Genomic DNA, 15489 nt, shown 5'->3' with positions numbered 1-15489 from the left:
TTGTGATGATAAAAAATAAAATATTATTTTCAGTATGTATACTGTTCATTGGCTTAACTTCCTGTGAAGATGTCTTAGACAAAGAGCCACTAGGAATTATTTCAGACGCTCAAGTATGGAATGACGAAAATCTTGTAGACGCTTCTTTAACACACCTTTACAGTGTTACTAATTTCAATGACGTTTTTGGAGATTTTCAATATAAAAATGTAGTAAATACAGACGAAGCAAGAACCTGCTTTGGTTGGAGTGACATTCTAAATGTATTTACGCTAGGTATTATCAATCCAGACAATATTGGAAACGGGGCATATTTAGGGTATTGGGACTATAACGTAATAAGAGGTTATAATGAATTTTTAACCTTTTTAGAGCAAAGTACACTATCTACAGAATTTAAAGTACAACGTGCTGCAGAAGTTCGGTTTTTAAGAGCTTTTCACTATTATAATTTAGCCATGAGATATGGTGGTGTTCCTCTCATAACGAAACCTCAAGACATCAATGATCCAGATATTTTTGTTTCAAGAAATACAGAATTAGAGGTGTATAACTTCATTTTAGAAGAGTTAAACGCAGTTATTGAAATTTTACCAGAACAATATGATTCAGAAAATCAAGGTAGAATTAGTAAATACGGTGCTTTAGCTTTAAAAAGTCGTGCAATGTTGTATGCGGCAAGTATTGCAGAATATAGCACTGTACAATTAGATGGCATTTTAGGTGTGCCACAAAGTGAAGAAGCTCGGTTTTACCAAGAATCTTATAATGCTTCTAAACAAATTATAGAAAGCGGGCATTTTACATTATTCAATAGATATCCAAATGACAAAGCAAGAAATTACCAATCTCTTTTTTTAGAAGAAAACAATGCTGAAGTTATTTTTGCTAAAAAATATGTTGGTGTAGATTATGGTAATGATTACGATTACTATAATCAACCTCTATCTTACAAACCTTTTGTAGCAAGTGTTATAAATCCTACTTTAGAAATGGTAGATTCTTATGAATTTAAAGATGGTTCCCCAGGAACTTCTATAAATTATAATCAAGAAATATCTACTGCTACTTTATATAGTAATAAAGATCCACGCTTTCATGCATCCATATTATATAATGAAGCTTTTTGGATAGACACGCAAATTGAAACCTATTATTTTACAATTCCTTCTAACATTAATACAGATCCCAGAAATAATTCTTTATCTGGTAGAGGAAAAGATGTAAACAACAACCCGAATGCAGGAGCAACACAAACAGGTTTTTGTGTGAAAAAATACCTAAAACCAGAAAGAGACATTCCTTTAGGAAGTGAAACAACTACAGACTTTATCATTTTTAGATTGGGAGAAATTTATTTAAATTTATCTGAAGCAGCATTTGCTTTAAACAAACCCGCTGAAGCTTTAACGAACTTAAATATAATAAGAACCAGAGCAGGAATGCCCGATAAATTATCAATAGATATGGACATCATAAAAAACGAAAGAAAAGTTGAGTTGGCTTTTGAAGGGATTCGTTTTTGGGATGTAAGAAGATGGCGCACAGCAGAACAAGATTTAAGTGGTGTTTTTAGTAAGTTAACAACATATTACATAAGATCAAGAGATACCTATGGGTATTTAATTCAAAATGCACAAGGTAACAGAAGTCGTAGCTTTTTGAAGCAACACTATTACATGCCATTAAGAAGAATTCATATCACAGAGAATCCTAATTTAGTACAGAACCCAGGATACAATTAACAGAATCATATCAGTATTCTAGTAGAACACACCTGATAGGCAGGAGAAAAGATGAAAAAATTTAATATAAACTATAGAATGAATAATAAAAGACTATTTATATTGAGTCTAATAGCTTTAGGATATTTTACTTTGCTATTCTTAAATGGATATGTAATAAAATCCGACTTTATTATTATTGGAGTTATCCAAGAGATAACAACTATTCCAATGCTATTATTTGTATTATTTTTATTTTACTTTTCAATTAAATTTTGTTCAGAGAACAAGTTTTCATTAAGGAAATCTTCATTTTGGTCTTTTGCTATATTAACTTGTCTTGTTACAATTATAATTGGAAGTTTTTTAAAATAACTATCTATAACAAAAGGTATAACAGGTTGCCAGAAATATCTGAATATTGATAATAAATAAGATTGAGTTTAAATAATTGATATTCTAATGGGGTACATTTTGATTACTATAACCAACCTTTATTCTATTTTTGGAAGAGCAATCAACTATAAAATGAAACAAGATTCAAAATATTATTATAAAGTTTATGAAACAAAAGAATTCCAATTCCAATAATTATTATCGTTTCAGTTTAACTATGCTTATATTGGGTTTAACAACAATTAACTATGCTTTTAAAGTATCTTCAAAAAAATATGAGCAAATAGAAACTGGTCAAAAGACTCCTAATATAATAATTATTTTTACTGATGATTTAGGGTATGGAGATTTAGGTTGTTATGGCCACCCAAGTATTCGTACACCCAATATCGATAAAATGGCAAATGAAGGGCAGCGTTGGACAAATTTTTATGTGGCAGCAAATGTATGCACACCATCTAGGGCAGGTCTTTTAACTGGAAGATTACCCATAAGAAGTGGTACCGATACCGATATAGGGCCAAGAGTGTTTTTTCCTAATTCAGCAGGTGGTCTTCCTGAAAAGGAAATTACAATTGCAGAAATACTGAAAGAGAAAAACTATCAAACGGCTGCAATAGGCAAATGGCATTTAGGGCATCTCCCAAACTTTTTACCAACCAACCAAGGTTTTGATTCTTATTACGGAATTCCTTATAGCAATGATATGGATCCTACAACAAAACTATCCCATGGTGAAGCAAATGTGAATCCTAAAGTAGCGTATTTTAATGTTCCATTAATGAGAAATAATAAAATTATAGAAAGACCGGCGCAACAACATACAATAACTAAAAGGTACACTAAAGAAGCTGTAAAATTTATAAAAAATAATAAAGACAAACCTTTCTTTCTTTACTTGGCGCATACAATGCCACATGTTCCTTTATTTGCTTCGGATGAATTTATAAACAAAAGTAAAAGAGGGATTTATGGAGACGTAGTTGAAGAATTAGATTGGAGTGTTGGTGAAATATTGAAGACGTTAAAAGAACAAAACATATCAGAAAATACTTTAGTAATATTCACTTCTGATAATGGTCCTTGGACTGTTTTAAATGAAAACGGAGGAAGTGCAGGCCCTCTTTATGGAGCAAAAGCAACATGTTACGAAGGCGGAATGCGTGTTCCTGCAATATTTTGGTGGCCAAATAAAATAAAACCAGCAACAATAATGGATATTGGAAGTACGTTGGATTTATTTCCCACAATTGCAAAACTTGTAAATTCAGACATAAAAAAAGATAGAGTTTATGATGGTTTTAGCCTCACTCCTACACTATTCGAAAGTAAGAAAAGTACAAGAGAAAGCATCATATATTATCATGGCACTAAAGTTTTTGCTGCTAGAAAAGGTGACTATAAATTATATTTTTATAAAAATAATCCTGAAGGATATCCAAGGAACCTTCAAAAATTAGAAAATTTTGAATTATTTAATGTTCAAAAAGATCCATCAGAAAGGTTTAACATCCTAAAAAAACATCCTGATGTTATAAAAGAAATAAAAGATGTAGTACAAAATCATAAGAGTACAGTAACACAAGTAGAAAATCAGATGATAAAAAAAATTTAATGATTTAAACTAAAACTAACAGAATAATAAATTCAATAATGTAAATGAAAAATATAACCACTTCTTTTTTAATAACAGGTCTCTTTGTGGCCTGTTTATCTGTAAACAGTCTTGCGCAAATTATAAAACAAAAACCAAATATTATCATTATCAATGCAGATGATTTGGGGTATGGAGATATCGGCATACAAGGTGCCACTAAAGTTAAAACCCCCGCCATTAATCGTTTGGCTTCAGAAGGGAAAAGATTTACAGATTTTCATGCTGCTTCTGCAGTGTGTTCTCCGTCTCGGTACGCTTTACTAACAGGCAGATATCCTGTTAGAAGGAATTTTTGGAATCCAATTTTCTTAAAAAGTACGCTAAAGATAGCTACCAATAGAATGACTTTAGCAAATCTGATGCAAAAGGCAAATTATAAAACCGCCATTATTGGCAAATGGCATTTGGGTTTTGGTAATAAACAACCCGTTAATTGGAACAAACCTCTAAAACCAGGTCCTTTAGAACTTGGTTTTGACTATTATTTTGGTGTTCCTGTGGTAAACAGTCATCCTCCTTTTGTGTATGTAGAAAATCATTCTGTAGTTGGTCTTGTTCCAGAAGACCCTCTGGTTTATAATAAAAAAGCTAAAACCAGATATTTTGACGAAAAATTTGGAATGGATGAAATTGGAGGTGCAACCGCTGCTCATGAAAAATATAAAGACAGAATGGTAGGTACCGTCTTAAAAGACAAAGCTATTAGTTGGATAAAAGAAAACAAAACAGCGCCGTTCTTTTTATATTTTGCCACAACAAATATTCACCATCCATTTACCCCTGCTCCACAATTTATTGGTACAAGTGAAGCGGGCCCTTATGGAGATTTTATTCATGAGTTAGATTGGATGATTTCAGAAATAGTAAAAACACTAGAAGAAGAAGGTCTTTCAGAAAATACGTTGCTTATTGTTACGAGTGATAATGGTGGCATGTTAAACAGAGGCGGTCAAACTGCAAGAGAAGCTGATCATCATCAAAACGGAGCGTATTTAGGTTTTAAGTTTGATGCTTGGGAAGGTGGCCATAGAGTGCCTTTTATAGCAAAATGGCCTGGAAAAATTACGCCAGGAACTACCTCTAATCAAGTTGTATCTAATGTAGATTTGTTTGCAACTTTAGCATCTATAATAGATTATAAACCTAAAAATGATGAAGGTCCTGATAGTGTAGATATGCTACCAGCATTATTAGGAAATCCGAAAGAATCACTAAGAGAAAATCTATTGATATCTCCTAGTTCTCCTAGACATTTAGCGTTACGTAAAGGAAAGTGGATGTTCATCTCTGGCAAAGGTGGAGGTGGCTTCGGAGACAGAAATTTAGGTGATCATACATTTGGAAATGCAGGCGCTTTTCCATTTACAAAACAGGTAAATAGTGATATTGAAAACGGAAGAATAAAAGAAGATGCTCCTATTGGTCAATTATACAATCTTGAAATTGATCCTTATGAAAGTAAAAATGTTTACAATAAGCATCCAGAAGTTGTAGCAGAAATGAAAGAACTCATAAAGAAAATTTTAAATAAATAGTAAGAATAATGAAAAAATTAATGATTAGTAAGTTAGCTTTGGCAGTCAGTGTTTTTATGCTTGTCTTTTACACCTCTTGTCAGGAAAAAGAAACTGAAAAAATAACCTATGTAAATTTAGTAAATAGACTAACAGACCTTGAAGTGTTGGCGCAATTGCCAAATGAAGGTGAAAAAAGTGAAATGTGGGCAAGTTATGATCGAAGAAGCAAAGTAGATTCCATAACAGGCGAATTTATAAATTGGGCCGCAAATAATGACGGCTTAAACCCTCAATTTATAAGAAAAGAAGGCAATAATGAAGTGTTAGCAGAAATGACGGGTCCTGGCGCTATTGTTCGTATTTGGTCTGCAAGCCCTAGAAAAGGAAAAGTAAATATTTATATAGATGGAAGTGAAACACCAATGATTAGTGAATCTTTTATAGACTATTTTAAACCTACTATCCCTGCTTTTGATTTTTCTGAATTGGTCTATGAAACTAATGCAAAAGGATTTAATAATTATGTGCCTATCACTTATCAAAAAAGTTGTAAAATAGTTGCAGAACCAGGTTGGGGTCAATACTACCATTTCAACTATATTACTTTTAAAAAGGGGACTGAAGTTGAGAAATTTGACCCTAATTTAAATGAACAAACTACAGGTGCTTTGACAAAAGTTAATACCTTCTTTCAACAAAAAATGGGAGAAAACCCCAGCAATAACGAGTTAACAATGTCATCCCAAAAAACAACTTTAGAAAGTGGTAAAAGAACTATTGTTTTTGATTTAAAAGGCAAAGGAGCTATTGCTAGTTTAAAAGCAAAGGTTCAAACTCCAAATTCAAAAAATATAGAAGAAATTTTAAGAAAAACAATTCTTGAAATTGCTTGGGATGGTGAAAAAAATCCTTCCGTTTGGTCTCCTATTGGCGATTTCTTTGGTTCTGCCCCAGGTTTTAATACTTATAAAACGTTGCCAATGGGAATGGTTGGTGATGAAATGTACAGTTATTGGTATATGCCTTTTTTAAAAGGGGCTAAAATTACTTTGCATAATTATTCAGATCATCCTGTAGATGTTACTTTAGAAATAGGAGAAGATGAACTTCAAGGAGATTCAGACAACTATGCTAGATTTCATGCAAAATGGCATCGAGATTTGGCTCCAGTAGAAAAAGCACGTTGGCCAGATTGGTTATTGCTAAAAACTGAAGGTAAAGGTCGATTTCTTGGTGCATCCTTATCTCTTTGGAATCCTAAAGGAGGTAGCAATACCAATGCTGGTGAAGGTCACTATTGGTGGGGAGAGGGTGATGAAAAGTTTTTTATAGATGGTGAGAGCTTCCCTTCTACTTTTGGCACAGGAACAGAAGATTATTTTGGGTATGCATGGTGCGATCCATCAATTTTTGAACAAGCATTTCACAGTCAATCTATAGATAGTGATAATATGGGCTATCAATCTGTAAACAGATGGCAAATCATAGACAACATTCCGTTTCAAAAATCTTTTAATGGTTATTTAGAAAAATACTTTGCGAATGATTGGCCAACACAGTACGCTACTGTTGTTTATTGGTATTTAGATGCAGATGGTAAAGATCCCATAAAAGCGACTCCTGAAGATGAATTATTTGGTTACGAGATTCCTTTTGAAGTGTATAGACAACCCGATGCTTTAGAAGCAGAAAACTTAAAAGTTACTAAAAACACTGGTGGTTGGGTAAATACAGATGCTTTTGCTCATGAATCTATGTATAAAGATGTTAGCGGGCATAAAATGTTGTTTTGGGGAACAGATAAAAATAAAAAGAACAATCTTGTTACAGAATTTAATTCCGATAAAGAAGGTAGATATGATGTGTATGCAAACATCATAAAACAAAAAGAAGGCGGTGTTTTTAAAATTTCTATCAACAATCAGAAATTAAAGAATATCAATTTTAAATCTTCTAATGATACAAAGTATACAGAAAGGGTAAAACTAGGAACAGTGGATCTTAAAAAAGGAAGACAAGAAATTATATTTGATTTACTAAAAAAAGATAAATTTCCTCAAAAACTTTGGATTGATTATTTCGAATTTAAAAAAAGATAGTTGATTTTGGTTATTGAATTAGTAAGTATTCGAGATAGTATTTTATTATTTCGAATACTTTTTCTTTACAAGAAAAAAAATATATTCCCTAATTTTTCTTTAATTTTTCATTTTTTACAGCGTATATTTAAATTTAATATTATCTCGCAGAATAAATGAGAATTGAAGATTTAGTTGGTAACTATCAGATTATAGGAAGCAATCAAAATGCTGAAAAAGAAGACTCTTACAAAGGAACACTCTCGTTAACTTTAGACAGTAACCATAGAATTGTGGCAAAATGGCGCATCAATAAAAGTCAACAACAATTTGGAACTGGTTTTTTTAAAAATAATATATTGGTCATTAATTTTCAGTATCAAGGTGATGAAGATACTATTTACAAAGGTGTGGTGGTTTACAAATGCATTTCTAAAGATATTTTAGAGGGTTTTTGGTCAGAAAAATACGGAGATCCACAATTTTTGGGGGAAGAACGTTGCTTTCGAATTAAAGAAAAGGAACTGTTGAATTAACTTCATATTTTAAAACTTTCATTAGAACATAAAAAACTCAAGATTACTTACAATCTTGAGTTTTTTAGTACATATTATTTAATTGCTACTAATTTGCAAAGTAGACATAAATTCCTACTACAATCAAACAAATAGCGATTCCTGTTACTTTCAAATATTTCCAAGGTTTGATATCAACTTGGTTGGTGTATTCTAATTTAAAGGCTTCAACACGAGGCTTAAATTTACCAATAATCAACATAATGATGATATTGAGCACAAATAAAATAGCCATTACATGTAAAAAGTGAGGATAATTCTCTTCGCCTACAACAAACGGTTTTAAGATAAATTGACTGATACTATACAAAACTACACCAGAAATGATAGCTACTTTTGCAGCAATTGCAGGAACGTATTTTGTTAAATATCCTACAACAATTATAGTTAAAATAGGAATGCTATAACATCCATTTACTTCTTGCAAATAACCAAACAGTCCGTCTGGAGCATTCGCAATTAATGGAGCAATACACATAGACAATATCGCCAAAACAACTCCGAAAGATTTACCTGCAAAAACAGTTTGTTTTTCAGTTGCATCTTTTTTAATATGAGATTTATAAATGTCTATTCCGAATAATGTTACAGAACTGTTTAAAGCTGAATTAAATGAACTTAAAATTGCCCCAAATAAAACGGCTGCAAAAAAGCCAACTAAACTTGCTGGTAAAACTTCTGTTACTAATTTAGGATATGCTTGATCTGGATTTGTTAATGTATCTCCAAACATATGAAAAGCAATAATACCTGGTAAAACAACAATTAATGGGCCTAGTATTTTTATAAAGGATGCCAATAATAATCCTTTTTGACCTTCTTTTAAATTTTTAGCTCCTAATGCTCTTTGTATGATTGCTTGGTTGGTTCCCCAATAAAATAACTGCACCAACATCATCCCTGTAAAAATTGTACCAAAAGGAACTGACGCTTTTGAACCTCCTAAAGAATTAAATTTTTCAGGATTCGTGTTTATTAATATCGAAAATCCTTCAGTTAAGCTACCATCTCCAATTGCCCACAAACCAAAAACAGGAATCATTAAACCTCCAATTAATAATCCAATTGCATTTATTAAATCTGATACAGCAACTGCTTTTAATCCGCCAAAAATGGCATAAATAGAACCTATAATTCCAATTCCCCAAACTGTAATCCAAAGCGCCTTTGTTTCACTTACATTTAATAATGCAGGCACATCAAACATTGTATTTATTGCTAATGCTCCAGAATATAAAACGATGGGTAACAAAACAACCACATAACCACTTAAAAACAATCCCGAAGTAATGGTTTTGGTCATTTTATCATATCTTTTTTCTAAAAATTGAGGCACCGTTGTAATTCCGCCTTTTAGATACCTTGGTAAAAGAAAAACAGCAGTTACCACCATTGCAATTGCAGCCAATGTTTCCCAAGCCATTACTAAAATCCCCTCTTTAAAAGCGGCTCCGTTTAAACCTACTATTTGTTCTGTAGATAAATTTGTAAGTAGCAAAGAACCTGCAATTACAACTCCAGTTAAACTCCTACCTCCTAAAAAATAGCCATCTGAAGAATTCTCGTCTGTATTTCTGGTTTTTAAATAAGCGATCACTGCTACTAAAATAGTAAAGCCTAAAAATGTTAGTATTTGCATAATTATTTAAATTTAAAAGTTTTAAAAAGAATTCGAGGGTGAAAGTATAAAATTTAAAGGACTTTGTTTGAATACTTAATTTCCATACAGATTCATGAGTTTATTTATAGACTAAAAAAGTTTTATTTTACCAATTCTCTTAATTTTATAGCTGCAATTTCTGCCGTAATATCTCTCTGGGGAGAACCAAACATCTCATAGCCTACCATAAATTTTTTAACCGTTGCACTTCTTAATAAAGGTGGATAAAAACTCATGTGCCAATGCCAATAGTCATTTTTATCTCCATTGGTTGGTGCTTGATGAATTCCGCTTGAATACGGAAAAGAGGTATTGAATAGTTTATCGTACACTTTTGTAATTACAGAAATTGCTTCCGCAAAATTTAGCGCTTCATTTTCTGTCATTTCTGTGAGATCTCTTTGCTGTTTTTTAGGCGCAATCATTACTTCAAAAGGCCAAATTGCCCAAAAAGGTGTTAATACAATGAAATCTTTATTTTCAAAAACAATTCTTTCAGCTAAATCTTGTTCTTGCTTTAGATAATCCTCTAACAAACTCCTGTTGTTTTCTTGGTAATATTTTAGTTGTTGTTTGTTCTTTTTATACACTTCATTTGGTAATGTAGATTGACTCCAAATTTGTCCATGAGGGTGTGGGTTGCTACAGCCCATAACAGCTCCTTTATTTTCAAAAATTTGAACATAATTAATTCCTTCAATTTTACCAATAGCACTGTATTCTTCTTGCCATGCGCGCACTACTTTTTGAATCTCTAAAACACTCATATCTGCTAAGCTTTTAGAATGATCTGGACTAAAACAGATGACTTTACAGATCCCCTTTTCACTCTGTGCTTTTAACAAACCATCATTGACTTTAAAGGCTGGCGAATCTTTTTGCAGCGCAGCAAAGTCATTTGTAAACACAAAAACATCTTTATAATCAGGATTTATTTCACCATTGATTCTTGTATTGGTTGCACATAAATAACAACTAGCGTCATAAGAAGGCCTTTTTTCTGTTGTTATTTCTTCATTCTGACCTTGCCAAGGTCTTTTAGCTCTATGTGGTGAAACCAAAACCCATTCTCCTGTTAGTATATTGAATCGTTTATGAGAATAATCTTGCAAATCTGTATTTTTCATGATCTTATTTTAGTTGCTTATTTCACCAAATGCGTGCCATCAGAAAGGGTTACATAGTAAACAGAACAATCTTTATTGAATTTATTTTTATAGGCTTTAGAAGCTGTTTGGGCAAAGTTTTTTGCTTCACTTTTTTTAATGAGGTTAATGGTACAACCTCCAAAACCACCACCCATCATTCTTGCACCTAGAACGTGTTTATTTTTCTTAGCTTGATTTACTAAGAAATCCAACTCATCACAACTTACTTTGTATTGATGTTGCAAGCCATTGTGTGATGCATAAATTAGAGCTCCGAGCTTTTGTAAGTCATTTTCTTCAATCGCTTTTGCAGCTTTCTGAGTTCTTTCTATTTCTTGAATTACATACAATGCTTTTTGGTAATTTTCTGGCGTTACTTTGTCTATAATTTTTTTAAGGTCTTCTTCAATTGCTTCTCTTAAAGTTTCTATTCCTAATAATTCGGCAACACGCTCGCAAGCAGAACGTCTATCGTTATAAGCGCTATCAGACAAACTATGTTTTACATTTGTGTTTATTAATAGGAACTGATGCTCTTTAAAATCTATTTTATAAGGTTTGGCTTCAATTGTTCTACAATCTAACAGCAATGCGTTATTTTTTATACCAAACATGCTGGCATACTGATCCATAATTCCGCATTTTACGCCAACATAATTGTGTTCTGCTTTTTGGGAGATTAAAATCATTTCTTTTTTGGTCAACCCTAAATCAAACAATTCATTCAAACCAAAAACAACACTATTTTCTAAAGCAGCAGAAGAAGACATGCCAGCTCCTCCAGGAATATTTCCTTTAAAAATGATGTTAAAATTGCCAATAATTTTATTTCTATTCTGAATTTCTGCAACCACACCAAAAACATAATTCTCCCAACTTCCTTCTTTAGAAGGTTTTAATTTGTCTAATTCAAATTCTATAACACTATCTAAATTTAAGGCAATTGCAGTACAATTTCCAGTATTGCTTTTTTGTATAGCCGAAGCGATTCCTTTGTCTACAGCAGCAGGAAAAACAAAACCACCATTATAATCTGTGTGCTCTCCGATAATATTTATTCTTCCTGGGGAAAAAATAAGCAAAGGGTCTGTAGAAAACTTTTTTTTGAATGCTTCTTTTACCTCTTTTATTAGTGTAGTACTCATAATAATTTGGTTGTTATAAAAGTTTTAAAGTCCATTTTAAATTGTGTGACGCATTTGGTGCTAAAACTTGCAATCCTATCTTATTATTAAAACTATTTGAAATTCCTGTCATGGGTTCTATAGCAATTGCTGATCTATTTTTGGGAGTATATAATTGTAAAAAATTTTCTTTACTATTTGATGAGAGTTGAACATGATATTTAGAGGTAGAAAATTGTACAGCATTGTCTTCAAGAACAAAGCAGTCGTCTAATTGTTTACTTTCTATATGAAATTTACCGACTGTTTTCTTTGATACAATTTCTTTGGTAATTAAATTTTCATCGTACATAATTTTTTTATCACTTTTAAAATTCAGATAACTGCTATCTAAATCATCACTTATAAAATATGGATGCCAACCTAAAACGAAAGGAAAAGCTTTATTATCATCGTTTTTGACAAGTACCTGTAATTGCAACTCATTTTTTAAAAGTGTATATGTTAAATACATTGAATATTTAAAAGGAAAACCTTGACTCTCATTTTTTTCTGAATAATAGATCTTAACAGCACAACTATTTGAAGAGTATTTCTTTTCTAAGATTTTAAACTCCTTATTGTAAACTAGCCCATGTAATGCATTTTTACCATCGCTTTGATTGCAATTAAATTTATATTTTTTGTCATTAAAAGTATATGCTCCGTTTTCAATTCTACTAACAAAAGGAAATAAAATGGCAGAAGCATAAGAATCCTTATAATCAAAATTTGCTTGATCCTCAATTAGACTGATTGCATTAAATTTCAAATTTTGCAGCCTCCCTCCTTCGCTTAAAGAAATTCTTGCCATTGAACCATCTTTGGTGTTTTTTAATTCTAAAAACTTAAAACTATTCTCAGCTATTTCATCAACTCTAAACATTTTTATATCGATTTTCTTAAAATTAATTTACTTGGATTTTCAATTTTTAATTGTTGATTGTTTAAAATCATTTCAGCAAGTCTTTCTCCCATTAAATTAAAATCTGTAGAAATCGTGGTAATTCCGTTTGCTACAACTTCTTTTAATAAACTATCATTAAATGAAATGATACCAATATCTTTCGTTAAAATTAACTGGGCTGTTTTTATCTTTTTAATAATTCGGATTAAGTTTTTATCGTCCAAAACAAAATAAACTTCTCCTTTTTTTGGAAGTCTATTTTCTAAAGTATTGATAACTTCAAAATTTAAATTGTGTGTATGACAAAATAATTGAAAACCTTTTAAAATTCCTTTAGGCTGTTTTTCTTTTGCAAATAACAATACAAGTTTTTCATATTTTATAAGTTTCTCTAAACCAGAAAGAAGTCCGTTAAAAATATCTTTTTCAAAATTTTGATAAATTACAGGGTAATCTTCTAGCTCTTTATGAGCTTGATCTAAAATATACACTTTGTCTTTGGGCAAATTTTCAACTGTAACTTTTACATTTTTAAGATTGGCTGGCATAATTATATAAGAACTATAATTGCCAATATTGTCATGTATCAGTCTATTAAAGACATCAATATTAAAATGATGAAAAAATAGATCTACCTGAGTATTTTTACCTAAGTTTTGTAAAAAAGAATTGTATAGATCTTCTTTAAAAGAGTTCAACTCATCGAAAAGCAAGAAAATTTTCTTTTCTAATACAATATCTTCACTAGAAACAAAATATCCTTTTCCAACAACAGAATGGATAATCCCTCTATTTTTTAACTCATTAAATGCATTGATTACCGTATCTCGAGATAAATTGTATTTTTCTTTGACAACATTTAAGGATGGTAACTGATCGCCTTTTTTTAGTTTCCCTTTTACAATAGCATCTTCAATAGCAGCAACAATTTGTTTGTATTTTGGTGCACTAGATTCTTTGAAATTTACAATCTCCATGCTACAAATATAAATAAATTATCCAATAAAACAACTGGTAGGTACTAGTATGTTTTTAATTAATTTTTAAAATAACCGTAAATATCTTTTAAAACAATAGCCTCTCCATTGTTCGATTTTACATTCAAATCATATCTTATATTTATTTTTGTACCTATAGGAGCATAATAATAAATAACCCAAGCATCTCCTTCTCTAGTACCAATGCATCCGTTAGAATATGCTTTTCCTAGAGTAACAGGATTTGTTGTTGGGTGAATGAGTTGCCCATATCTTAGCCCGTTTATTTCAGTTTCTATAAAAGGAATTTGTGGTAATTTTGTTATTCTTTTATCATCTCGATTGGTCACAAAATATTCGTGATTAGTAACTGGATTTACATATCTTGGATTACGCACATGAGCTACAATTTTACCTTTACCAGTCTTTGTTTTTAAATCCTGAACTCTGCCAGACATTTCTAAATACTTTTTTTCATCTTTTCCTACGCGAATAGGGAATTCGAAACGCTCAATACCGTCTTCGAAAATTCGGAGTTTAAAAGCTGGAATATTAATATCTATGCTTGTTTTTTGAAAAGATTCGATAATTTTCTTAGCTAAAACTGCATCTGGTAAAATTAAGTGATCCCCCTTATTTAACACAACCATTTTCTTTTGATCATAGACAAATCTGCCTTTAGCTTTTTGAATGTAATAATCTGTATTTTGAAGTGTATCAATAATCCACGGATTGGCTCTCACCAAAAGATGCTCAGTTAAATTATAAGGTGTTATGGCATTGTATTTTAATACAATAGAATCTAGAAAAGAGAAGTAATTTCCTATTGTAATCGTTTTATCAACCACAATTTTTTCGTTTTTTAAAAAGGAAAATACAGTTGTATAACCCACAACAAAAGTTGTTAATAATAGTAAAACTATAAAAAACTTTTGACCTTTTTTATGCATCGAATGCTATTCAGTTAATTCTTTAACAACTCACTTAAAATCATCTCTTTGTCTAATTTCTTGGTGCAAAAGAACCAATCTTCACATTTTAAATCGTCTGTGGCTGTCATTCTTTCTTCGGCAACACCATAAGAAGCGGCTGGCGAAATAATAACATCATCACCAGGATTCCAATCTGCAGGTGTAGCGACAGAGAATTTATCTGAAGTTTGCATGGCAATTAAAGCTCTGTAAATTTCATCAAAATTTCTTCCTAAACTCAAAGGATAATAGATAATTGCTCTAATCATCCCTTTAGGATCTATAAAAAAGACAGCTCTTACCGCTTGTGTTTTACTTTCTCCTGGCTGAATCATTCCATATTTTTCAGCAACTTCCATAGTAATATCTTCAATTAAAGGAAAAGTTACTTCAATATTTTTCATACCATTGAATTCAATTTTTTCTTTAATAGTTCTTAACCAAGCAATGTGACTGTACAAACCATCAATTGAAAGGCCTACCAACTTACAATGGGCTTTTAAGAATTTCTTTTCTAAGTGTGCAAAAGTCATAAATTAGCTCGTGCAAACTGGAGTAAAATCTGCTGGATGACTGAATAGAATTACCCATTCTCCAGCAAAATCTGCTGGAAAATTTAAATCTCCCTGTGTTGTTATTGCTTTAAATTCGGGTGCTTTGTCACCAATTCTGGGCATTGATATAATTTGTTCTTGTGTATTTTCCATTTTATGTGT

Annotated in this window: 11 protein-coding genes and 1 pseudogene; 5 read left to right on the top strand and 7 right to left on the bottom strand. The window is 31.4% G+C overall.

Annotation, left to right across the window (positions count from 1 at the left end; all coding sequences use genetic code 11):
- Window positions 1–5: 5 nt before the first annotated feature.
- From Q0998_RS06665 to Q0998_RS06645, 5 genes are all read left to right on the top strand, one after another.
- A complete protein-coding gene (locus tag Q0998_RS06665) occupies window positions 6–1745 on the top strand; it encodes a RagB/SusD family nutrient uptake outer membrane protein (RefSeq protein ID WP_299667922.1) in 1740 nt (579 codons plus the stop codon).
- 541 nt (window positions 1746–2286) lie between these two features.
- On the top strand, window positions 2287–3735 hold the full coding sequence (locus Q0998_RS06660; RefSeq protein WP_299667919.1) for a sulfatase: 1449 nt from the start codon (window positions 2287–2289) through the stop codon (window positions 3733–3735).
- A 44-nt stretch (window positions 3736–3779) separates the two neighbouring features.
- Window positions 3780–5312: an arylsulfatase gene (locus Q0998_RS06655; RefSeq protein WP_299667916.1), complete on the top strand. Its 1533-nt coding sequence runs from the start codon at window positions 3780–3782 to the stop codon at window positions 5310–5312.
- A gap of 8 nt (window positions 5313–5320) precedes the next feature.
- Entirely contained in the window at window positions 5321–7393 is a 2073-nt protein-coding gene (locus tag Q0998_RS06650; protein WP_299667913.1) for a glycoside hydrolase family 172 protein, read from the top strand.
- Window positions 7394–7548: 155 nt separating this feature from the next.
- Window positions 7549–7908 (top strand): hypothetical protein, encoded by a 360-nt coding sequence (locus tag Q0998_RS06645; protein WP_299667910.1) that lies wholly within the window; start codon window positions 7549–7551, stop codon window positions 7906–7908.
- 88 nt (window positions 7909–7996) lie between these two features.
- Here the strand turns inward: Q0998_RS06645 and Q0998_RS06640 are convergent, their stop codons facing one another.
- From Q0998_RS06640 to Q0998_RS06610, 7 genes and pseudogenes are all read right to left on the bottom strand, one after another.
- Window positions 7997–9586, bottom strand: coding sequence for a solute:sodium symporter family transporter (locus tag Q0998_RS06640; RefSeq protein ID WP_299667907.1), 1590 nt, complete (start codon window positions 9584–9586; stop codon window positions 7997–7999).
- 122 nt (window positions 9587–9708) lie between these two features.
- Window positions 9709–10734, bottom strand: a complete 1026-nt coding sequence (locus Q0998_RS06635; protein ID WP_299667904.1) for a UDP-glucose--hexose-1-phosphate uridylyltransferase — start codon at window positions 10732–10734, stop codon at window positions 9709–9711.
- Window positions 10735–10751: 17 nt separating this feature from the next.
- A complete protein-coding gene (galK, locus tag Q0998_RS06630; protein WP_299667901.1) occupies window positions 10752–11900 on the bottom strand; it encodes a galactokinase in 1149 nt (382 codons plus the stop codon).
- A gap of 13 nt (window positions 11901–11913) precedes the next feature.
- Window positions 11914–12804, bottom strand: coding sequence for an aldose 1-epimerase (locus Q0998_RS06625; RefSeq protein WP_299667898.1), 891 nt, complete (start codon window positions 12802–12804; stop codon window positions 11914–11916).
- 2 nt (window positions 12805–12806) lie between these two features.
- Complete coding sequence (locus Q0998_RS06620; RefSeq protein ID WP_299667895.1) at window positions 12807–13802, bottom strand: GntR family transcriptional regulator; 996 nt, start codon at window positions 13800–13802, stop codon at window positions 12807–12809.
- A gap of 59 nt (window positions 13803–13861) precedes the next feature.
- Window positions 13862–14752, bottom strand: a complete 891-nt coding sequence (locus Q0998_RS06615; RefSeq protein ID WP_299667891.1) for a L,D-transpeptidase — start codon at window positions 14750–14752, stop codon at window positions 13862–13864.
- A gap of 14 nt (window positions 14753–14766) precedes the next feature.
- A pseudogene (locus Q0998_RS06610) lies at window positions 14767–15450 on the bottom strand (peroxiredoxin).
- Window positions 15451–15489 lie beyond the last annotated feature (39 nt).

Origin of the sequence: uncultured Polaribacter sp. (assembly GCF_947501385.1) — a bacterium.
In the GTDB taxonomy this organism is placed as follows: domain Bacteria; phylum Bacteroidota; class Bacteroidia; order Flavobacteriales; family Flavobacteriaceae; genus Polaribacter.
Note: the sequence above shows the minus strand (reverse complement) of the source record. Positions and strands in the feature narration are given on the sequence as shown.

Coding starts and splice junctions, on each gene's coding strand:
- Q0998_RS06640 (WP_299667907.1), bottom strand. CDS start 9,586: ATGCAAATACTAACATTTTTAGGCTTTACTATTTTAGTAGCAGTGATC.
- Q0998_RS06650 (WP_299667913.1), top strand. CDS start 5,321: ATGAAAAAATTAATGATTAGTAAGTTAGCTTTGGCAGTCAGTGTTTTT.
- Q0998_RS06645 (WP_299667910.1), top strand. CDS start 7,549: ATGAGAATTGAAGATTTAGTTGGTAACTATCAGATTATAGGAAGCAAT.
- Q0998_RS06635 (WP_299667904.1), bottom strand. CDS start 10,734: ATGAAAAATACAGATTTGCAAGATTATTCTCATAAACGATTCAATATA.
- Q0998_RS06665 (WP_299667922.1), top strand. CDS start 6: ATGATAAAAAATAAAATATTATTTTCAGTATGTATACTGTTCATTGGC.
- Q0998_RS06625 (WP_299667898.1), bottom strand. CDS start 12,804: ATGTTTAGAGTTGATGAAATAGCTGAGAATAGTTTTAAGTTTTTAGAA.
- Q0998_RS06615 (WP_299667891.1), bottom strand. CDS start 14,752: ATGCATAAAAAAGGTCAAAAGTTTTTTATAGTTTTACTATTATTAACA.
- Q0998_RS06660 (WP_299667919.1), top strand. CDS start 2,287: ATGAAACAAAAGAATTCCAATTCCAATAATTATTATCGTTTCAGTTTA.
- Q0998_RS06655 (WP_299667916.1), top strand. CDS start 3,780: ATGAAAAATATAACCACTTCTTTTTTAATAACAGGTCTCTTTGTGGCC.
- galK (WP_299667901.1), bottom strand. CDS start 11,900: ATGAGTACTACACTAATAAAAGAGGTAAAAGAAGCATTCAAAAAAAAG.
- Q0998_RS06620 (WP_299667895.1), bottom strand. CDS start 13,802: ATGGAGATTGTAAATTTCAAAGAATCTAGTGCACCAAAATACAAACAA.